The organism is Gordonia sp. PvP123 (assembly GCF_040547295.1).
Lineage (GTDB): Bacteria > Actinomycetota > Actinomycetes > Mycobacteriales > Mycobacteriaceae > Gordonia > Gordonia terrae.
Genome location: NZ_JBEPPN010000004.1, coordinates 229,512 through 249,839, shown reverse-complemented (window position 1 = coordinate 249,839; position 20,328 = coordinate 229,512). Strand labels below are relative to the sequence as shown.

Annotated in this window: 16 protein-coding genes; 10 read left to right on the top strand and 6 right to left on the bottom strand. The window is 67.4% G+C overall.

All coding sequences use genetic code 11. The features are described 5' to 3' along the window. Window positions 1-4: 4 nt before the first annotated feature. The 6 genes from ABIC25_RS08990 to ABIC25_RS08965 all read right to left on the bottom strand — a co-directional run bounded on the left by ABIC25_RS08990 (window position 5) and on the right by ABIC25_RS08965 (window position 6,076). A complete protein-coding gene (locus tag ABIC25_RS08990) occupies window positions 5-496 on the bottom strand; it encodes an SDR family oxidoreductase (RefSeq protein WP_248643560.1) in 492 nt (163 codons plus the stop codon). After that, window positions 493-1,431, bottom strand: coding sequence for an acyl-CoA dehydratase activase (locus ABIC25_RS08985; RefSeq protein ID WP_248643559.1), 939 nt, complete (start codon window positions 1,429-1,431; stop codon window positions 493-495). The genes ABIC25_RS08990 and ABIC25_RS08985 overlap by 4 nt, the downstream gene beginning before the upstream one ends. Then, a complete protein-coding gene (locus tag ABIC25_RS08980) occupies window positions 1,431-2,777 on the bottom strand; it encodes a 2-hydroxyacyl-CoA dehydratase subunit D (RefSeq protein WP_248643558.1) in 1,347 nt (448 codons plus the stop codon). Before ABIC25_RS08980 ends, ABIC25_RS08985 begins: the two co-directional genes overlap by 1 nt. 44 nt (window positions 2,778-2,821) lie before the next feature. Continuing rightward, complete coding sequence (locus ABIC25_RS08975; protein ID WP_248643557.1) at window positions 2,822-3,988, bottom strand: 2-hydroxyacyl-CoA dehydratase subunit D; 1,167 nt, start codon at window positions 3,986-3,988, stop codon at window positions 2,822-2,824. A gap of 154 nt (window positions 3,989-4,142) precedes the next feature. Beyond that, the gene (locus ABIC25_RS08970; RefSeq protein ID WP_248643556.1) at window positions 4,143-4,982 is read right to left on the bottom strand and encodes a PaaX family transcriptional regulator; all 840 of its coding nucleotides are present in this window, start codon (window positions 4,980-4,982) and stop codon (window positions 4,143-4,145) included. A 44-nt stretch (window positions 4,983-5,026) separates the two neighbouring features. Continuing rightward, window positions 5,027-6,076 (bottom strand): NAD(P)H-dependent flavin oxidoreductase, encoded by a 1,050-nt coding sequence (locus ABIC25_RS08965; protein WP_354561012.1) that lies wholly within the window; start codon window positions 6,074-6,076, stop codon window positions 5,027-5,029. 186 nt (window positions 6,077-6,262) lie between these two features. On the opposite strand from ABIC25_RS08965, the gene ABIC25_RS08960 reads away from it, so the two are divergent. The 10 genes from ABIC25_RS08960 (at window position 6,263) to ABIC25_RS08915 (ending at window position 20,285) form a co-directional block, all read left to right on the top strand. After that, window positions 6,263-7,054, top strand: coding sequence for an SDR family NAD(P)-dependent oxidoreductase (locus ABIC25_RS08960; protein ID WP_248643554.1), 792 nt, complete (start codon window positions 6,263-6,265; stop codon window positions 7,052-7,054). 337 nt (window positions 7,055-7,391) lie between these two features. Beyond that, window positions 7,392-9,032, top strand: coding sequence for an AMP-binding protein (locus tag ABIC25_RS08955; RefSeq protein WP_248643553.1), 1,641 nt, complete (start codon window positions 7,392-7,394; stop codon window positions 9,030-9,032). 274 nt (window positions 9,033-9,306) lie between these two features. After that, the gene (locus ABIC25_RS08950; protein ID WP_248643552.1) at window positions 9,307-9,405 is read left to right on the top strand and encodes a potassium-transporting ATPase subunit F; all 99 of its coding nucleotides are present in this window, start codon (window positions 9,307-9,309) and stop codon (window positions 9,403-9,405) included. A gap of 4 nt (window positions 9,406-9,409) precedes the next feature. After that, window positions 9,410-11,212, top strand: coding sequence for a potassium-transporting ATPase subunit KdpA (gene kdpA, locus ABIC25_RS08945; RefSeq protein ID WP_248643551.1), 1,803 nt, complete (start codon window positions 9,410-9,412; stop codon window positions 11,210-11,212). Then, window positions 11,209-13,335: a potassium-transporting ATPase subunit KdpB gene (kdpB, locus tag ABIC25_RS08940; RefSeq protein WP_354561010.1), complete on the top strand. Its 2,127-nt coding sequence runs from the start codon at window positions 11,209-11,211 to the stop codon at window positions 13,333-13,335. The genes kdpA and kdpB overlap by 4 nt, the downstream gene beginning before the upstream one ends. 4 nt (window positions 13,336-13,339) lie before the next feature. Continuing rightward, window positions 13,340-13,975 (top strand): potassium-transporting ATPase subunit C, encoded by a 636-nt coding sequence (locus ABIC25_RS08935; protein ID WP_239403843.1) that lies wholly within the window; start codon window positions 13,340-13,342, stop codon window positions 13,973-13,975. A gap of 19 nt (window positions 13,976-13,994) precedes the next feature. Next, on the top strand, window positions 13,995-16,541 hold the full coding sequence (locus ABIC25_RS08930; protein ID WP_354561008.1) for a DUF4118 domain-containing protein: 2,547 nt from the start codon (window positions 13,995-13,997) through the stop codon (window positions 16,539-16,541). Next, complete coding sequence (locus ABIC25_RS08925; RefSeq protein WP_064569954.1) at window positions 16,538-17,260, top strand: response regulator; 723 nt, start codon at window positions 16,538-16,540, stop codon at window positions 17,258-17,260. Before ABIC25_RS08930 ends, ABIC25_RS08925 begins: the two co-directional genes overlap by 4 nt. Next, entirely contained in the window at window positions 17,257-18,186 is a 930-nt protein-coding gene (locus tag ABIC25_RS08920) for an aminoglycoside phosphotransferase family protein (protein WP_354561006.1), read from the top strand. The genes ABIC25_RS08925 and ABIC25_RS08920 overlap by 4 nt, the downstream gene beginning before the upstream one ends. Before the next feature lie 425 nt (window positions 18,187-18,611). Further along, entirely contained in the window at window positions 18,612-20,285 is a 1,674-nt protein-coding gene (locus tag ABIC25_RS08915; RefSeq protein ID WP_354561293.1) for an HNH endonuclease signature motif containing protein, read from the top strand. The last annotated feature ends 43 nt before the right edge of the window (window positions 20,286-20,328 follow it).

Here is a 20,328-nt window from a genome sequence, read left to right as displayed (position 1 = left end):
GTGGTCACCGGTCCCGAGGCGGCTGGGTGTTCAGGACGGCCGTCACGAGGGAGTCGGCCAGTTCTGCTGGCGAGCCGGGTATCGCGACGACTGTGCATGTGGTGACGCCATCGCGGTGATCGCGCCCCGCGCGCGGACCGACCTCGACGACGACGCCCTCCCCGCGGGTGAGCATCTCCTCCCGCACGATGTGGCCTGCCTCGGTGCCGCCGGGTAGGTCGACGACGACGTCGGCCTCGCCGATCGCGCCGGACAGTTCGGCGACCATCCGTCGCGCATCGCGGGGTGAGGTGAGGTCGCCGGCGGCGGATATCGCCCAGATACCCGACGCGGCGCCGAAGACCTCCTGCGCCAGTTCCTGTCCGCGCGTCTCGTCGGTGGTGAGGATGCCGATCCGTTGTGACCCGGCCCGGACGAAGTGCAGTGCCACGATCCGTCCCAGGTCGCCGTCGTCGACGACGAATACGCCGGAGTCGCCGAGGTCGGGGGTGGTCACGATCCGGTGCGCAGCGTCAACGGGACCGGGCCGTGGTCGTGATGGCCGTCGAGTTCGCCGTCGCACCCCGCGCATTGCGGGACGATCCCGGCGGCCCGTTCGGCCAGCTGCGACCTCGCCGCGGAGTCGCGGTTGTCGGCACGGCCCAGGTTGCCGCGGTGTTCATCCCGCGCGAGCAATCCCGCGCCGTACGCGCCGGCGATCTGCGGTTGCTCGAGTAGTTCCACCGGGTTTCGAAGCGCCCTCTCGATGTGGTGGCGGGCCGCTTCGTTGCGCGCGACCCCACCGGTCATCACCGTCGGCGTGGCCTTGCCGACCTGCGCGACAAGACCGAGCGTCCGGGCGGCGACGGCCTTGTGCACCGACGCCGCGATGTCGGCCTTGTCCCGACCCTGTGCCAGCATCGAGATGACCTCGGTCTCGGCGAAGGTTGCGCACATGCTGCTCACCTCGAGACCGTCGGTCCCCGACATCGCCAGCCGTCCCACCTCGCTCACGTCGACCTCGAGTGCACGGGCGAGAACATCGAAGAACCGTCCGGTTCCACTCGCGCACCGATCGTTCATCGCGAACCGCTCGACGAGTCCCTCCTCGTCGACCGCGATCGCCTTACTGTCCTGGCCGCCGATGTCGATGACCAGTCGAACGCCCGGGTGCATCGCGGCGGCGCCACGCGCGTGGCAGGTGATCTCGGTGAATGATCGATCCGCGCCCGGCACGAGTTTGCGGCCGTAGCCGGTGCTGATCGTACGAGCGATGTCGTGAGTATCCACGTGGGCATCCGACAGGGCCCGGTCCATCGCGACGACGACGGCATCGCGGCTGACCGCGCCCATCTGGACGACACTCGATCCGGCGAGTCGACCGTCCTGGTCGACGACGGCCGCTTTCGCCGTCGTCGAGCCGAGGTCGACCCCCATCACGTACCAGGACATCAGATCAGGGACTTGGCGCGCTGCACGTCGATCGTCTCGAGCATCGCCTCGAGACGACTGTCGAAGAGCTCGTCGTTGTAGAAGGATGCGTCGGCCACATCGCCCTCGAAAAAGAACGATTTCACTCCCCGCTCACGTTCGGCGGTCTTGGCCAGCATGGTCTGCGGGTTCGTCATGGCCCGGCAGGTTCTGGTCGAATGGAAGGCGATGCCGTCGATCGAGTACTCGTCGAGGCGGCGGATCAGCAACTCCTGCAGGTTCTTCAAGCCGTGGTTCAGGGGGCACAGCAGGTAGTGCTGGGCCATGCCGCGCAGCGGATTGTCCACGTCGATGAGTTGTGGTTCCTGCCAGAAGGATTCATGGGTGTAGCGCCCGGCCACGACCGCCACGTCGTATTCGGCGAACTTTCTCGTAAGGAAGCCCAGCTTGTTCCAGTTCATGATCCCGTCGAAGTAGACCCGATAGCGTTCGTTCGCCACTGCTGACTCGCCGTCGACGATGCGCTGTTCGATCTCGGCCTTGACCCCCGCGAAGTAGTCGACGAGCGCCTGGTTGCCCGGCAGGAAGTTGATCGGGGCGATACTCGCCACCCAGTCCCAGTAGGTCGCCGGAGTCGGCGCCATCGTGCACAGCTGCATCGCCTCCAACCGCAGCTCCGACGCGCGCTTGATGTAGGACATGCTTTCGCTCAACGTATCCCAGTCGAACGGGCGGCCGGTCTGCTGCTCAAGGAAGCCGATCAGCTCACGGAGCTGCCCCTCGGCATAGGTGCTGACGTCTTCCCATTCCTCACCCCGCATGTAGCCGGCATCGGGCTTGTTGCCCCACAGCATCGGCAGCGAGACGTTGAAGACCGGGAGTTCGCGGTTGAACACCCGGTACGTCATCGCATCCCACTGCTGCCCGGTGCTGCAGCCCGCGTACCCGTTGACGAAGAAGTCCGGAGCCGGCAGTTTGGCCGCCAGTTCCTGCTGGTCGAGCATGCCCACGACGCCGGACTCGCGTTCGCTCTGATTCTGCTGGGTCAGCACCGCGCACCCGAGATGTGTACGGGCATACGAGCACAGTTCGCCGATGTAGCCGTACTCGGCTCCGGCCGCCTGCGCAGGCTCCTCCAGATGCTGGGCGGCGAGTCGGGCCGCGAACGCCTCGCCGTGGCACCACTCGAGACCGGCGGCCTGGAACAACGGGTTCAGGGCCGCGCCGTTGTACCAGACGACGTGCTTGCCGCGTTCCTTCGCGGTGAAGATGTTCTCCCAGTAGTCGGCGGTCATCTTGCCGCCTACCCGCGTGCTCCGCAGCTTGTTGGTCTTGTCTCTCTGGAAAAGTTCGGTACTCAACGCCATGCTCCTCGTATCGGCTGGGCTGGATCGGTTGTGGTGGGTCGGGGTCAGACCGTCACGGGCTGGCGACGGATGCGTTCGACGAAGGTTTCCATCTGAGTGCGCAGCTTCTCGATCGGGATGCCCTCGTGTTCGGTCTCGATGAGAAGTGACGGGATGCCGTTGCTCTCGAGCGCTTTTCGCAACTCGGGGTAATAGAGCATGTGCGGCTCGCAGAACTTCGCCATCAGGATCAGCACACCGGTGGCACCGCTGCGGGCTACGGCATCCAGCAGATAGGTGTCCCAGTCGACTTCAGTCGTCACCCGAGTCGGGCAGGGGGCATTGAGGTTTCGCTCGAGATACCAGGTCGAGAGTGCGTGCAGGGGATCCGCGGTCTCCGGCACGTCGGTGGAGATGTATCGGAATCCGGTGTAGAGGTCGTCGTCGACCACGATCGCGCCCGGCTCCTCGATCACGTCGAGGATCTCGGGGCGGGGGGCGTGACAGAAGTGTCCGGAGATATGCAGGCGGACAACGTCATCGGGAGCCTCCTCCCGGACCGGGAGTTCGGCGATGACGGAGCGGAGGAGGGCGGTGTGCTCGTCGACATCCATGACCATGCTCGACTTCACCAGCACCTGCATGTCGCTCGGGGTGATGCGGGCGCGCCCGGACCTCCGGAGCTCGTAGAGGTGACGCAACAATTGGCGATTCGTGTTGAACGTCGCGATGCTCGCCAGGAGTTCGTCGTCGGTCACGACATGACCCGTGACGAGTTCGACCTGCGACTTCAGTTCGCTCAATCGGCCGTCGACTCGCGGCTGGGTCCATGCATCGTCCATGGCGCTGGTGAACTGCGCGAAGTGGACGGGCTTCGCCGGTCGGGTGTATCGAATCGCGTCGACCGCCCCCAGCAGCTGGACGCAGTGATCGGCGGTGACGAAGGCGTCGAACACGTCGAGTTCGCCGACGGCCGCCTGGTCCGCGACGCTCCTGGTGTACCCGCAATAGAACTCGGCGAGCAGGCTGCGGCCTTCGGTGATCGGGGTTCGGCTCTCCTGCACGATCACCGGCAGTGCGCCGGACGCGTGGATGAGTTCGGCGGGAAAGTTCATCGGGAAGGACCCGATCACCGGTCGCTGATAAATCTTCTTCCAGTCGTCCGCGTAGGCGACAGGGTCGTCGGCGATCGTTCGAAGCAAGGCCATCGACGGTGCGTGCAGTTCGATCACGGTAATCCTTTGGCTGAAGAGATACGCCGTGGATCGGGGATGAGGGGCTGACTCATCGGCGGCGCGTGGTTCAAATACTACAGATCGCGCGTGGAGGTGTCTAGAAATGTAAAACATCAAGGCCTGTCACTGCTGTCGAGAGGATGAGGATGGTTCAGTCCAACCGGGCGACGGACAGCCAGTGCGCGTGGGCCGCCGGGGACCGCTCGGCCCGAAGGGCCTGGAGGCGGCCGATGACTTTGAGGCCCGGCCAGTCGGGCAGGAGCTCACTGGGGAGCTGCGGGTCCATGTAGGGGGTGTGGCGCAGGGCATCGACCAGCTCGATGTGTGCGACGAGCGCCTCTTTCCCGGTGAGATGGTCGTCGGTGTCGAACCGTTCCCGGAGCTCGTCGTATGCGACAGCGACCTTGCGGAGATCCCATGCACGGTGCACGAGTTCTGACTCGGGTATCCCGACTGCCGCTGGCGAGCCCACGAACGACAGCGTGTTCTCCGATAACCCGAGCGACTCGATGGCGGCCTGTGCCTCGGGGAGGCGTTCGACGTGCGGGGTCACCCAGATGCCCGCGCTGGGGTTGCCGAATCCCGCCCAGCGCAGAGCGGCGTAAAGCTTCTTGCGAATCGCGCGCTGGGACTCCGGGACTGGCACGATGAGGATGAGCCAGTTCCCGTCCCAGTGCCGACCGGCGGCATCGGGGAAGACCCGGTCGGCACCCTCGCGGAAGAGTTCGTAAGTGCGTTCGGTGACCGCCCATTTGGTCTCTCGGCCGTCTCTTTCCGCGGAGATGAGCCCGGAGGCCCCCGCCCGGGCGATCGCCTGCCGGCTCGCTGATTCGCCGAAGCCCACTCCGGTCAGGCCGTACAGGAGCGCGGACGTCCGCACCGGGCGGCGGTACGGCGCGACCAGTTCGCCGAGGATCGAGATCAGGGCAGAGCGGGAGCTGCTGATCGAAGTCGTCGACCGCGCGGCCGCGTCGACGGCGGGTTCGGTCATGGGCGTCATCGTAGCCATCGGCTACCGGGTTCTCGTCGACGTGGTCATGCGAGGACGGGAGCAGACAACGACTCGGCGAGCCGGCGGAGAATGGTGGCCGCGTCGGCCGCGGTACTCGGGACGAAGTCGGCGATGTCGATGATGTCATCGATCGCCGAGGCCACCTGACCGGCCAGGACCAGGCCGTTCTCGACGTCACCCGTGGTCTGCGCGCTCTGCATCGACTCGATCTTCCAGCGGGTCAGCTCGACGGCATCGAGGACTGCGCCGGATTCGGTCCCGCTGTGCTCGACGAGCTTGCGCGACGCCGCGTTCCGGAGGCCTCGACAGGGTCCGTAGACGCCGTCGAACGCGACGTCATCACCTGCCTGGGCGTCGAGGATGGCCTGGATGTATGCCGGGTGCCAGTCGGTGTTGGCGGTGCTGGCGATGAATCGGGTGCCCATCGCCACGCCGTCGGCGCCCATCGCCAGAGCCGCCGCGAGTCCCCTGGCATCCCGGGCGCCGCCGGTGAGCAGCACCGGGATATCGACCCCCTGGGTCACGCTGGGAGCCAGCACATAGGAGTGGACCGCTTTGCTCGGTGCGTGGCCACCCATCTCGAATCCCGCGGCGATGACGACGTCGACCCCGGCCTCTGCAGCTTTGACGGCTTGCCGCGTGGAACCGACCTTGTGCTGGTGGATCATGCCGGCGTCCTTGATCGCGGCGATGTAGTCACCGGGGAAACCCGCGGAGGTCGTCAGCACGGTCAGTTGCCGCGCCAACGCTGCATCGGCCCTGCGCGCCTCGAGGACCATGCGGATGTAGACGTCGGTGAAAGGGAGTACGTCTCCGTTGGTGTCGACGCCGACCGGGATGTTCACCGCGAAGGGGCGGTCGGTCAGCGACAGGCATTCGTCGATGTGCGCGCGGAACATGCGTGCACCTGCCTCCAGGTCCACGGGCATCCCGGGCATGGAAACGGTGCCCAGGCCGCCCGCATTCGACACGGCCGCTGCGAGTTTCGGCGTGCGGAACGGCCCGAGTCCCTCTTGGACGATCGGGTGGTCGATGCCGATGAGCCTGGTGTACCGGTTCGCGATGGGGTTCATGTGATCTCCAGAGTTGAGAGGGGGTCTGGTGCGTCGGGGACGGAGGGGGTGACTACGCACCCAGACAATACAATTTTAGACATGATCGCGTCTATCGTGTAAAACGTTCTGTGTGAGTATCGGCGAGTGCCGGTAGCATCTGTCGACCCGTGATGGTTCGTGGTCGCGTCCACGAGAGGTGAATCGATGTCAGAATCTCCGCTGGTTCGGACCTACGAGGAGTCCGGGGCCGTCATCGTCGGCGGCACTTCGGGGATCGGCCTGGCGACCGCACTCGGGTTCGCCGCCGCCGGCGTGAGGCGCATGGTCCTCGTGGGTCGTGATCACACGCGGGGCGAGGAAGCGCGACGTACGGTTCTCGATCGTCACCGCGACGTGGACGTACAGTTCGTCTCGGCCGATTCGTCGAACATCGATGAGGTCGAGAGGTGTGTGGCGACAGCGCATTCGGCGCTGGGGACGGTGGACATCTGCGTCAATTCCACGACGACGGCCTATCGTCCGGAGTTGTTGCACCGGACGCCGATGACGGCGCTCCCCGACATCCTCACGGGGCAGGCCGTGCCGCCGATGTTGATGACCCGGGCGGTGCTGCCGCTGATGCAGGCGCAGGGCGGCGGAGGCATCATCAACATCGCCTCCGACGCGGCCAAGGTGCCGACGCCAGGGGAGAGCGCACTGGGAGCGGCGATGGCCGCGATCGTGATGTTCTCGCGAGTCGCGGCGGTGGAGGGCAAACGCAACGGGGTGCGCGTCAACGCCGTCACCCCGTCGTTGGTCAGGGGCACGCGCACCGCGGACAACGTCCTCAGTGACGGCTTCAGTCGTTCACTCTTCAAAAAGGCCTCCCAGCAGGCACATCTCGGAGTCGCTGAACCCGACGATCTGGCGTCGCTGATCGTCTACCTCGGCGGCCCGGGCGCAGCTCGCCTGACGGGACAGACCATCAGCGTCAACGGCGGGATCTCCGCGTTCTGAGATTCTCCGCGAGACCGGCCGCGCGCTGATCTGTCGACGGGAGGCGTACGGCACGCCCGTCGATTCGCACAGCGGCAGAGCCGGATTCGTCGACCGCGAGTCGCCGTTGAGGTCGTCCGTCGCCGACCATCCACTGTCTGCCGGGCGTGCGTGCCCGGCATACGTTCACGTGTCAAAGTCGCTTGCAGACAACACCTTCGACGCCTGATGGGGCAGCTGCCCCGCGAAAGATCAGGGTTGCGGACCAATGGTACGACCGATAATATGTGATGTGCAGCACTCAGAGCGGTGGGCCGGTCGCGTCGCGCGTCATCGCTCACACGCCCAAGGAGGCACCATGCAACTCACCACTTCTCACTGGCCCGCGGTTCCGAGCGCGGGCGTGCGGGACATCACGCTGCCGGCCCTTCTGGAGGAGTGCGCCTCCGCCGTGCCAAATCGGATCGCATTGGTCGATGCGGTAACCGAGAAGGACGAGCGGCGCACGTGGACCTACGCCGAGATGCTCGACGACACTCGGCGATTCGCTCGCGCACTCCTCGGCGATTTCGCGTCCGGGGACCGGGTGGCGATCTTCGCGGCCAACAGTGCGGACTGGGTGATCATGCAGCAGGCGATCGCCATGGCCGGGATGGTCGTCGTCGCGGCCAACCCGGCCTACCGGCGAGACGAGCTCGCCTATGTTCTGCGGCAGTCGGGAGCGGTCGGTGTCTTCTTCCAACAGTCGTATCGGGGGGCGGATCTGGGTGCCATCGTGTCGGCCGCCGTCGCGGAGGTCGACACCGTTCGAGTGACCGTGCCGGACCGCGACTGGGCCGCATACGCCGAGCGCGGGAACGCTGATCTGGCGCTTCCCCACGTCGCTCCCATGGACCCCGTGCAGATCCAGTACACCTCGGGCACGACCGGCTTCCCCAAGGGCGCTCTGCTGCATCACAAGGGCATAGTGAACGAGGCATCGTTCGTCTTCGAGCGTGCCGGGATGGATGACGGCGGAGTGTGCATCAATGCGATGCCGATGTATCACATCGGCGGAGGCGCGTTCACCGAGCTCGGCACGATGTCGGCGCGCGGCACCTACGTGGTGCTGCCCGGGTTCGACCCAGCCAGCGTTCTCGAGGCCTTCGAGACCTACCGGGGTACCCACGGCCTTCTCGTTCCGACGATGCTGATCGCACTCCTGGATCACCCCGACACCGCGACGCGTGATCTCACCAGCCTTCAGACCATCCTGTCGGGCGCTGCCACCGTGCCCGAGGCGCTCGTGCGCCGTGTCATGGACACGTGGAATTGCAGTTTCTCGATCCTCTTCGGCCAAACTGAGATGCACGGTGTGATCAGCCAGACCAAGGTCACCGACTCGACAGAGGACCAGGCAACCACCGTCGGGCAGCCACTGCCGGAACTCGAGATCCAGCTCGTCGACCCGATCGACGGCAAGGTCGTCGCGATCGGTGATCAAGGCGAGATCTGTTGTCGCGGATACCAGAACATGCTCGGATACTTCGACATGCCGGAGGCGACCGCCGCGACCATCGACGCCGACGGGTGGCTGCACATGGGCGACCTCGCCAGCATGGACGAACGAGGGTTCCTGAAGATCACCGGCCGGCTGAAGGAGATGATCATCCGCGGCGGGGTCAACATCTCCCCGCGCGAGATCGAAGACCTGCTGTTCGAACATCCTGATATCCATGATGTCACGGTTATCGGGGTTCCCGACGACTACTGGGGTGAGCAGATCGGAGCCGTCATCTGCGCGGCAGACCAGTCCGCCCGCCCCGATCCGGATGTCCTCAAGGAATGGTGTCGGGAACGTATCTCGGCGCACAAGGTGCCGTCGATGTGGTTCTTCGCCGACTCGTTCCCCATGACGCCGACGGGGAAGATCCAGAAGTTCAAGATTCGCGACCAGATCGCGGACGGCGAGCTGGTGCCGGACAAGGTCACCGGCGGATCGCCGACTGCTGCCCGGTGATGAGGTCGGCGTTTCGTTCCGGGAGCCCGTCGGGCTGACGCGGCGAGCCATGACAACGCGGCGTCAATAATCACGCGGTCCGCGTATGGAACGCGTTAAGGACTCTCCCGCAGCCGGCCGGGTTGCGTGATCCTTCGATGTGGCCACCGAATCGGTGGACGTCGATGTGATCGGAGAGTGACTGCGTGGCGGACCTCGTGTACCTGCTGCCGGCCCTCGCGGGGTTCGCCCTGTGTGTGCTGGCCGTACGGGCCCTCGATGTCAGGACCAAGTCGTGACCGCGGACGGGGTGACCACCATCGTGCTGCTGGCGCTCGCCGCCGCGACCGTGGTGTTCCTGCTCGTCGCGCTGGTGTTCCCGGAGAGGTTCTGATCTCGTGAACACAACTGTTGCGGGGTTGCTCCAGGTGGCCGCGCTCGTGATCATCCTCGCTGTCGCCTACGTCCCGCTGGGCGACTACATGGCGCGGGTGTACACCGGTGCTCGAGACCTCCGAGTCGAGCGCCTGCTGTACCGGATGGCGCGGGTCGACCCGCGTCGTCAGCAGACCTGGGTGGGTTATGCGCTTGCGGTGCTGGCCTTCTCGTTGATCTCGTTCCTCGTCGTCTACCTGCTGCAGCGTCTGCAGGGGGTGTTGCCGTGGTCCGACGGCAAGTCCGGCGTGCCTCCCTCGATGGCGTTCAACACCGCCATCTCCTTCGTGAGCAACACCAATTGGCAGTCTTTCTCGCCCGAACTGGTGATGAGCAACCTGACGCAGATGCTCGGGTTCGCCGTCCAGAACTTCGTCTCCGCAGCGGTGGGCATGGCGGTCGCGATGGCGGTCATCCGCGGCATCGTGAGTCGTCGTGGGACCGGCGAGATCGGGAACTTCTGGGTGGACCTGGTGCGTGGATCGATCCGAATCCTGCTGCCGCTCAGCCTGGTCCTCGCGACCCTGCTGATCACGCAGGGCCTGGTCCAGTCCTGGCACACCGGTTTCGGGTGGACCACCCTCGACGGTGCCGATGCGCGCAGCATGCTCGGTCCGTTCGCCTCGCAGGAGGCCATCAAGGAACTCGGCACCAATGGGGGCGGGACGCTGTCGGCGAACTCGGCACACCCGTTCTCGAACCCCACGCCGCTGTCGAACCTGCTGGAGATCACCGCACTCCTGCTGATCCCGGTCTGCCTGACGCGCACCTACGGGACCCTGGTCCGCGACCGGCGGCAGGGTCTGACACTGCTGGCCGTGATGGCCGCCATCTGGTCGCTGATGCTCACCCTCGTGTGGTTCTTCGAGAGCCGCACCGCAGGAAGCGCTTCCGCGGCCGCCGGGGCGATGCTGGAAGGCAAGGAGGTCCGGTTCGGGATCCCCGGATCGGCCCTGTTCGCGGTCTCGACCACCGGCACGTCGACCGGCGCGGTGAACTCCGCGCACGACAGTTTCTCGGCGGTCGGCGGCGGCGCCGTCCTGTGGAACATGCTCCTCGGCGAGGTCGCACCCGGCGGCGTCGGGTCGGGTCTGTACGGCATCCTCGTCATGGCGATGATCACCGTGTTCATCGGGGGGCTGCTCGTCGGACGCTCACCGACCTTCCTCGGCAAACGCATCGGACAGCACGAGATCACCATGGCGGCACTGTATGTGCTGGTGATGCCTGCCCTCGTGCTGACCGGCACCGGGATCTCGATGATCCTGGGATCGACGACCGAGGCGCAGGGCAACAGCGGGGACCCGGGGAGTCCGGGCTCGATCCACGGCTTCAGCGAAGTCCTGTATGCCTACGCCTCGGCGGCCAACAACAACGGCAGCGCCTTCGGTGGCCTCACGGCGACCGGTGACTGGTTCCAGGGCTCGCTCGGCATGGCCATGCTGCTCGGTCGGTTCCTGCCCATCGTGGTGGTGCTCGCGCTGGCCGGACTTCTCGCCCGGCAGATCCCGCGCGGCGGCGGCACCGCTGCACCTGCCGTCGCACCCGTCGCCGTCGCGGTGAACCGCGCGAGCGGATCGTCGACCGCGGTGATGCCCGGGCCGACCGAGATCGCTCCGGATGTCGGTGCGTCGGAGGCGCGCTCGACCCTGCCCACCTCCGGTCTCCTGTTCGGATTCCTGCTGGCCGCGACCATCGTGCTCGTCGCCGGACTCACCTTCTTCCCGGCCATGGCGCTGGGACCGATCGCCGAGGCACTCCTGTGACCACACAATTCGTCCCCACCGACGAACCCGCGACGCCGGGCGCCGAGAAGTCCGATCAACCGGCATCGCCACTGGTGTCGCGCGGCGCCTTCGACATCCGCTCGCTGGTGACGTCGATGCCACTCGCGCTACGGAAGCTCGCCCCGCGGGCCCAGGCCCGGAACCCGGTGATGTTCGTGGTGTTCCTCGGAGCCGTCGTCACCACCGTGCTCGCGGCGCTGCATCCGTCCTGGTTCAGCTGGACCGTCGCCGCCTGGCTGTGGTTCACCGTTCTGTTCGCCAACCTCGCCGAGGCCGTGGCCGAGGGTCGTGGTCGCGCGCAGGCCGACAGTCTTCGAAAGGTCAAGCGCGACACGATCGCCCGCAGACTGATCGACGGTGATGACGTTGCCGGGGTCGGGGCGACCGAGGAGATCTCCGGCAGCGACCTGCGGGTCGGCGACCTCGTCCTGGTCGAGGCGGGCGAGGTCATCGCCGGTGACGGCGACGTCGTCGACGGGATCGCCACCGTGGACGAGTCGGCGATCACCGGTGAGTCCGCGCCGGTCGTCCGTGAATCCGGTGGCGACCGGTCGGCGGTCACCGGTGGAACCGTGGTGCTCTCCGACCGCATCGTCGTCCGGATCACCACGGCACCCGGGGAGACCTTCGTCGACCGGATGATCGCCCTCGTCGAGGGTGCCGCCCGCAAGAAGACCCCCAACGAGATCGCGCTCGACATCCTGCTGACCAGCCTGACGGTGATCTTCCTGCTCGCGGTGGTCGCGGTCGCGCCGATGCAGGAGTACGCCGGGCAATCGCCCGATCCGGTGAAGCTGATCGCGCTGCTGGTCTGCCTCATCCCGACCACCATCGGCGCCCTGCTCAGTTCGATCGGGATCGCGGGCATGGATCGGCTGGTTCAGCGCAATGTCCTGGCCATGTCGGGACGCGCGGTCGAGGCTGCCGGTGACATCGACACGCTGCTGATGGACAAGACCGGGACGATCACCTACGGCAACCGCCGCGCCACCGACCTCAACCCGGCACCGGGAGTGTCCGTCGACGAACTGGCGCGTGTCGCCTGTCGGTGCAGCCTCGCCGACGACACACCCGAGGGCCGCAGCATCGTCGAACTCTGCCGGTCCGCGTACGGCGTCACGACGGACGGCGGGGCCGACACGACCATCCCGTTCACCGCGCAAACGCGGATGAGCGGCGTGGATTCCGACGACGGCGGTGCACTCGTCGAGTACCGCAAGGGCGCCGCCGATGCGGTCGCCCGATGGGTCGCCGCCGGCGAGGGAACCGTCGACGACACCGTCGCCGCCGATGTGGAGCGGGTCTCGTCGGCGGGCGGTACACCGCTCGTGGTCGGGGTTCGCACCCACGGGCAACCGGCCCGGGTCATGGGTGTGATCGCGTTGTCCGACGTGGTGAAACCGGGCATGACGGCACGGTTCGCGCAGCTGCGCGCGATGGGCATCCGCACCGTGATGGTGACCGGCGACAATCCGCTCACCGCCCGGGCGATCGCGACCGAGGCAGGCGTCGACGACTTCGTCGCCGAGGCCACCCCCGAACAGAAACTCGACCTCATCCGCGCCGAGCAGGCCGCCGGACGCCTGGTCGCGATGACCGGTGACGGCACCAACGACGCACCCGCGCTGGCACAGGCCGACGTCGGGCTGGCGATGAACACCGGGACGTCGGCGGCGAAGGAAGCCGGCAACATGGTGGACCTCGACTCCGACCCGACCAAACTCATCGAGGTGGTCGGCATCGGCAAGCAGTTGCTGATCACCCGGGGTGCGCTGACGACGTTCTCGCTCGCCAACGACCTCGCCAAGTACTTCGCGATCCTGCCCGCCATGTTCACCGCCGTCTATCCGCAGCTCGACGCCCTCAACATCATGGGTCTCCACTCGGCGCAGTCGGCGATCGTGTCCGCGGTGATCTTCAACGCGCTGATCATCGTGGCACTCATCCCGCTGTCGTTGCGCGGCGTGCGCTACCGGCCGGACACGGCGTCGAAGTTGTTGGGCCGCAATCTAGCTGTTTACGGGGTCGGTGGGGTCGTCACGCCGTTCGTCGGAATCTGGCTGATCGACCTCGTCGTCCGTCTGCTACCGGGAATGGGATGACCTCATGAACACAGTCTGGTCCGGCTTCGTCCGGCAATGTGTCGCCGCCGCGGGCATGATCCTGGGTCTCACGCTGATCCTCGGCCTCGCCTATCCGGCTGCGGTGTGGGCGATCTCGCGGGTGAACACCGCAGGCGCGGAGGGGTCGCAGGTCTCCGACGCCGCGGGCTGCCCCGTCGGATCCACGCTGATCGGTCTCGATCCGCGGGTCGAACCGGGTGCGCCCGACCCATACCTGCACGCCCGGGTCCTGGGGGCTGCCGGCGAACCGATGGCGACCGGCGATCCGTCGGCATCGGCGGCGACCAACCAGGGACCCAACAGCGAGGTCCTGCTCACCAACGTCGCCGCGCGACGTGCGCTGATCGCCGAACGGGAGGGGGTCGCACCGGCACAGGTCCCGGCCGACGCGGTGACCGGATCGGGCTCGGGACTCGATCCGCACATCAGTCCCGAATACGCCGGTCTGCAGGTCGCGAGGCTGGCCCGCGAGAACCGTCGCACACCCGCGGAGATCGAGGCAGTCATCGACGAGCACACCGAGGGCCGACAGTTCGGATTCCTCGGGCAACCACGCGTGAACGTCCTCGAGGTGAACCTCGCGCTGGGTCATGCGCCACCCGGCTGTCGCGCCCCGTGACCGACGTTAGACTCGGCCGATGACCTCACCGGCCGGACTCTCCGAGGGGCGGGGGACACTGCGGGTGTTCCTCGGCTGTGCACCCGGTGTCGGGAAGACCTACGAGATGCTCGCCCAGGCCCGAACCCTCGTCGACGAGGGGACGGATGTCGTGATCGGCATCGTCGAAACCCACGGCCGGGTGGCCACTGCCGCGCTTGCCGAGGGACTGGAGACCGTTCCGCGCATCAGCCGGTCGTACCGCGGGACGCCGCTGGAGGAGATGGATCTCGACGCGGTGCTGGGTCGCCGACCGCAGGTGGCACTCGTCGACGAGCTCGCGCACACGAATGTCCCCGGATCTCGAAATCGCAAGCGGTGGGCGGACATCGAGGAGTTGCTCGGTGCCGGCATCGATGTGTACTCGACGATCAACATCCAGCACCTGGCGAGCCTGAACGATGTCGTCGCCCAGATCACCGGAGTGGTGCAACGGGAGACCGTGCCCGACGACATCGTGCGCGGTGCCGACGAGATCGAACTGGTCGACATCGATCCGCAGGCGTTGCGGCAGCGCCTGTCCGCGGGCAAGGTCTACCCGGGCGGACGTGTCGAGGGTGCCCTGGCCAACTACTTCCGGCAGGGCAATCTCACCGCGCTCCGCGAACTCGCGCTGCTGTGGCTGGCCGACCAGGTCGACGACAAGCTCGCGGATTACCGTGCGGCACATTCGATCACCGAGACGTGGGAAGCGCGCGAGCGGGTCGTCGTAGCCGTCACCGGCGGCGCCGAGTCGCCGACGCTGCTCCGGCGGGCGAGTCGGATCGCATCGCGTTCGAGCGCGGAACTGCTGGCCGTCCACGTGGTCCGGGGCGACGGGCTGACCGGTGCGCGGATCGACCTCGCCGCGCTCAAGGAGCTCGCCGCGGGATTCGGGGCACGGATCCACACCGTCGTCGGCGACGACATCCCGAGCACGCTGCTGGAGTTCGCCCGCGGGGTCAACGCCACCCAGCTCGTTCTCGGGACGTCGCGGCGACCGAGGTGGCAGCGGATCTTCGACGAGGGCGTCGGGGCCGCCGTGGTCAGCGAGAGCGGCCGCATCGATGTGCACATGGTGACCCATGACGAGACGACCCGACGGTCCCGGCTCGACATCCGGGACACCCGCTTTCACCGGCCGTTGAGTTGGGTGTTCGCGGTCGTGGTCCCGGTCGGTCTCACCGGGCTGCTGCAGGCCCTCGATCCGTGGTTGGGCTTCGCCAGCCAGTCGGCGCTGTACTTCGTTGCGGTGCTCGCGGTGTCGATGCTCGGCGGCATCCTGCCGGCTGCTCTGTCGGCAGTGATCTCGGGGCTGCTGCTGAACTTCTTCTTCACCGACCCGCGATTCACGTTCACGATCAGCCAGCCCGACAATCTGATCACCATCCTGGTCATGCTGGTGATCGCGATCGCGGTTGCCGCGCTGGTGGATTCGGCAACCGTCCGGCGCGCGCAGGCGCAGGACGCCGCGCGCGAGGCCGAGTTGCTGGCGCTGTTCTCCAGCGTCGTGCTCGGCGGTGCCGACGTGCCGGTCCTGCTGGAACGATTCCGCGAGACCTACGACCAGTCGGCGGTGGCGGTCGTGCGGCGGACCTCACGCTCGACTCGCACGGTCGAGGCCGCGGTGGGCTCCTCGCCACCGGCGACACCCGAGGACGCCGACACGGTGTGCGTCGTGCCCGGCGAGACGTTCGAACTGCTCCTGCGTGGACCGAAACTCGGTGCGCGGGACCGCCGTGTACTCGCGGCGGTGGCCGGGCAGGCCGCGGGCGCGGTGCAGCGTCACGCCCTGGAAGCCGAGGCGGCGACGGCCGAGGCGCTCGCGCGCACCGACGAGTTGCGCCGAGCTCTGCTCTCGGCGGTCAGCCATGACCTCCGGACACCACTGGCCGCGGCGAAGGCCGCGGTGTCGAGCCTGCGCAGCGACGACGTCACCTTCAGCGCCGAGGACACCGCAGAACTGCTGGCGACCGTCGACGAGTCGGTCGACCACCTCACCTCGCTGGTGGGGAACCTGTTGGATTCCTCCCGGCTCGCCGCGGGCGCGGTCCGGCCGCACCGGCAGCGGACCTTCCTCCCCGAGGTCGTGCATCGCGCCGCCGCGGCGGTGGTCCGACTCGATCCGGAGCCCGCCCTGTCCTTCGACCTCGGGCACGCCTGGGCCTACACGGATCCCGGATTGCTCGAACGTGCGCTGGCGAACCTCATCGACAACGCGCGGCGCCACGCCGGCGGCCATGTGGAGGTCACCGCCGGGTTGACCGCGGCCGACCCGCCCCGATGTGTGATCCGCATCGTGGACCACGGGCCGGGTCTCCCGGTCGAGGACCGCGACCGGGTCTTCGCGGCTTTCCATCAGGGAGGTGATACCAGCGGCGCGTCGTCGGGGGTGGGTCTGGGGTTGTCGGTGGCACGGGGATTCGTCACCGCGATCGGGGGAGTGCTCGGTATCGAGGACACGCCGGGTGGCGGTGCCACGATGGTCGTCGACCTGCCCGCGACCGACGACGACGCTCCCGTGGTGACGGGAGGGCCGGCCGGATGAACCCGGAGAAATCGACGACCGACAAGACGAGGGTCCTGGTCGTCGACGACGAGCCGCAGTTGTTGCGGGCCTTGCGGATCAACCTCAACGCGCGCGGCTTCGCGGTGACGACCGCGGCCACCGGTGCCGCCGCGCTGACGGCGGCGGCGCGGGAGAACCCGCACGTGGTGGTGCTCGATCTGGGCCTGCCCGACATCGACGGCCTGACGGTCCTCGAGGGGTTGCGCGGATGGACGACCGTTCCCGTCATCGTCCTGTCGGCGCGGACCGACGCCGCCGACAAGGTCGTCGCCCTGGACTCGGGGGCCGATGACTACGTGACCAAACCGTTTGGCATGGAGGAGTTCCTGGCCCGGTTGCGGGCCGCACTGCGGCGTGGCTCCGCGTCGAACGCGACGTCGGAGTCCCCGGTGGTGGACGCGGGCGCGTTCGTCGTCGACCTCGCCGCGAAACAGGTGACTCGCGGAGGAGTTCCGGTCCATCTCACGCCGACCGAGTGGGGCATCCTGGAACTGCTGGTACGTCACGAGGGAAAGCTGGTGTCGCAGAGCGACATCCTGACCTCGGTCTGGGGTCCGGGATATCTCGGTCAGAGCAACTATCTGCGCGTCTACCTGGCGAGCCTGCGGCGCAAACTCGAAGAGGATCCAGCACATCCCCGCCACCTCCTCACCGAGGCCGGGATGGGCTACCGATTCGTCCGGTCGGGGCCGGGATGATCGCCGCCTCCGACATCCCGGCCGGATTGTCGGATCAGGCCGAGTTGGGGCCGCTCTGGGCGGATTGGCTGCGACGCCTCCCGGTCACGATCTCGGGACTCCTCGACGAGTGGGCCCTGCGCCGCGACGGCGACGAGTTGTGGCACGGGTTCGAATCGCTCGTGGTCCCGGTGTTCGATCGCGAGGGTGCGCCGGCTGTCCTGAAGGTGGCGTTCGACGGAGACGACGAGGGCGCGCACGAGGCTCTGGGACTGCACCATTGGCACGGTCGTGGGGCGGTGCGAATGCTGCGCGCCGATCCCCGTCGCCGCGCGATCCTCCTCGAACGACTCACCCGACGCGACCTGACGACCGTCGACGACGACGAGGCCTGTCTGGTGGTCGCCGGTCTCTACGGCCGGTTGCACATCCCGGCGCCGGGCCGGCTCACGCCACTCACCGCGCATCTGGAGCGGTGGCTGGACGACCTGGCCGGCATCCCGCGCGACGCGCCGGTGCCGAGACGCTTTGTCGAGCAAGCGCTCTCCCTCGGCCGGGACTTCCTCGCCGACGCCGCCACCGTGGGCGTCATCGTGCACGGCGACCTCCACCACGAGAACGTCCTCGCCGATGCCGACGGCCGCTGGACCGCCATCGATCCCAGCCCGATGTCGGGTGATGCACACTACGAACTCGCCCCCATGATGTGGAACCGTCTGGACACGCGCGCTTCCGACGTGCGATACGACATCCGCCGGCGCTTCTCCACGATCACCGACGCGGCGAACCTCGATCCGGATCGTGCGCGCGACTGGGTCATCGTGCGGATGATCCTCAACGCGCACTGGGCGATCGAGGATGCCGAACGTGCGTCGCGCGCACTGCGCCCGACCGACCGTGAGTGGATCACGACGTGCGTCACGGTCGCGAAGGCGGTGCTGGATTGACGTGCGTCCGATCCCGCCCGTTGACTGTGCATTGTTGCGCGACTCCGGCTTCTTTGGCAGTTCCCCCCTGCCGGGTTGAACCGGCGACCCCTCCGCTGGTTGAGCCGGCCCGAGCGAAGCCGCCGGGCCGAGCAAGCGACGTAGGCGTGCGTCGAGGTCGCGGCGCCCGCCCTCCGCTGGTTGAGCCGGCTCCGAGCGAAGCGAGGCGCCGAGTCGAAACCACCTGGTGGCCGGTGACCTGAGGAACTCAGCCGCCACGAGCCGGCCGGCACCATACCGCAACGCCCAGATTCTATTTCGTCGACGACGACCTCGCCTCCTGTGGAGACTCATCCGGGAATGTCGGTGGCCGGGTTTACATTGGTCGTATCAGATCACCCAACTCGGGGCGGGTGGCAGAACAGGCGTCGGGGGGCGTGGTGAGGGTGTGGACCGATCTGCCGGGCGAGTTCGTCGCCGGGGTCGACCCTGCCTGCGCGGCCGAGACCGACATGGTCATGTTGATGGTCGGCCTCGACGCGTCACGACGCGGGGAGTCCTATCTCGCCTGGCATCGGTATCAGACGATCGCGGTGATGGTCGACCGCCTGGTCACCACCAGCGCGTCGGGATTCGTGATGGACGGCCACGCCGACTGCGCCGCCCGGATCGCCCGTCAAGCCGCGGTGTCGCGACGGCAGGCAGAGATACTCATCGACGACGCTATCGCGCTACGAGACCGGCTCCCCGAGGTCGCGGACACCCTGCGTGACGGGATCCTGTCGCAGTGGCAGATTCGGCTGATCATCTCCCGCACCGAGTTGATCCGCGCCGATGACCCGATCACCCCCGGCCTGGATGCCGAGATCGCCGCGACGATTCGCCGGCGCTCGGGCGTGTGGGACCGGGCGCGGCTACGGGACATGGTCGACCGACTGGTCTTCCGGCACGACCCCGATGCGGTGCGCGAGCGCCGCAAAGACGCGATGGACCAACGTGGGGTGTGGACCCACGAACTGCCCGACGGCACCGCCGAACTCACCGCCGTGATGTCGGCGGAGAACGTGCGGGTCTCGGCCAAAGCGGTCGCCATCCTCGCTGATGCGGTTTGTAAGCAAGATGGCCGCACCAAGGGGATACGCAAGTCCGATGCGATGTTCGCCCTGTTGACCCGCACCAGCTTCGACTGCCAGTGCAACGGCGATGAGCCCTGCACCGCCACGATCCCGGACCCGCAGAGTGTGCTCGACGCCGTTCGCGCCGAGGTCGTGATTCATGTGGTGACCGATGCCGCGACCCTCGCTGGGGCGCCGGGGGTGGGATTCCTCGACGAGCACGGCATCATCAGCGATGAACACGTCCGGGACCTCGCCGCCCGCCCCGACGCCACCCTCACCCCGGTGACCCCTGCCCGTACCGCACCCACCTATGTGGTCGGTACCGCCGACGATGACGCGCAGCGAACTGCCCATCGCCCCGCGCCGGCCGACACAATCGGTTCGAATGTCCACGGCGGCACTGATGTCGACGCAGCCGAATCCGGTGGCGTCGGCGGGACCGGTGGCCTCGCCTCGGCCGTTGCGGTGGTGTATCCGGCGACCCATCCTGGCAACGGGTACCGGCCGACCGCGTCGTGCGCTGATTTCGTTCGGGTGCGGGACGGCTATTGCACCGAGCCCGGCTGCACCCGTTCGGCGTTCGCCTGCGATCTCGACCATGTCACCGAGTACGACCACACCGATCCTGCCCGGGGTGGGGCGACGTCGAGTGAGAACCTCAACGCCAAATGCCGCCCTAGTCACCTGTTCAAGACCCACGGGAACTGGGTGGATGTGCAGTACCGCGACGAAGACGGACGCCTGGTCACCGACTACGAGACCCCCGAAGGGGTCACCCTTCCCGGGGACGCCGAAACCCTCGAAGACACCTTCCCCAATGTGCGTCGGATCCGGTTCGAACAAGCCGCCCAAGCCCCACCCACCCCACGGGTGATCACCTCCGACAACCCGGAGCGCACGCACAGCCGACTGGACGCCAAACTCGCCCGCCGGCGACAAGAACGCGCACGCAACAAACGAGCCCGCGAAGAACTCGACCGCCTCGACCCACCACCCTTCTGACGATCTCATCCCTCGCGCGACGGGACCGGACCAGTGCAATCCT

Excerpts from the sequence above, each read along its gene's own strand:
- ABIC25_RS08985 (WP_248643559.1), bottom strand. The coding sequence starts at position 1,431 with ATGTCCTGGTACGTGATGGGGGTCGACCTCGGCTCGACGACGGCGAAA.
- ABIC25_RS08965 (WP_354561012.1), bottom strand. The coding sequence starts at position 6,076 with ATGAACCCCATCGCGAACCGGTACACCAGGCTCATCGGCATCGACCAC.
- ABIC25_RS08935 (WP_239403843.1), top strand. The coding sequence starts at position 13,340 with ATGAACACAGTCTGGTCCGGCTTCGTCCGGCAATGTGTCGCCGCCGCG.
- ABIC25_RS08970 (WP_248643556.1), bottom strand. The coding sequence starts at position 4,982 with ATGACCGAACCCGCCGTCGACGCGGCCGCGCGGTCGACGACTTCGATC.
- ABIC25_RS08960 (WP_248643554.1), top strand. The coding sequence starts at position 6,263 with ATGTCAGAATCTCCGCTGGTTCGGACCTACGAGGAGTCCGGGGCCGTC.
- ABIC25_RS08930 (WP_354561008.1), top strand. The coding sequence starts at position 13,995 with ATGACCTCACCGGCCGGACTCTCCGAGGGGCGGGGGACACTGCGGGTG.
- ABIC25_RS08925 (WP_064569954.1), top strand. The coding sequence starts at position 16,538 with ATGAACCCGGAGAAATCGACGACCGACAAGACGAGGGTCCTGGTCGTC.
- ABIC25_RS08955 (WP_248643553.1), top strand. The coding sequence starts at position 7,392 with ATGCAACTCACCACTTCTCACTGGCCCGCGGTTCCGAGCGCGGGCGTG.
- ABIC25_RS08920 (WP_354561006.1), top strand. The coding sequence starts at position 17,257 with ATGATCGCCGCCTCCGACATCCCGGCCGGATTGTCGGATCAGGCCGAG.
- ABIC25_RS08980 (WP_248643558.1), bottom strand. The coding sequence starts at position 2,777 with ATGGCGTTGAGTACCGAACTTTTCCAGAGAGACAAGACCAACAAGCTG.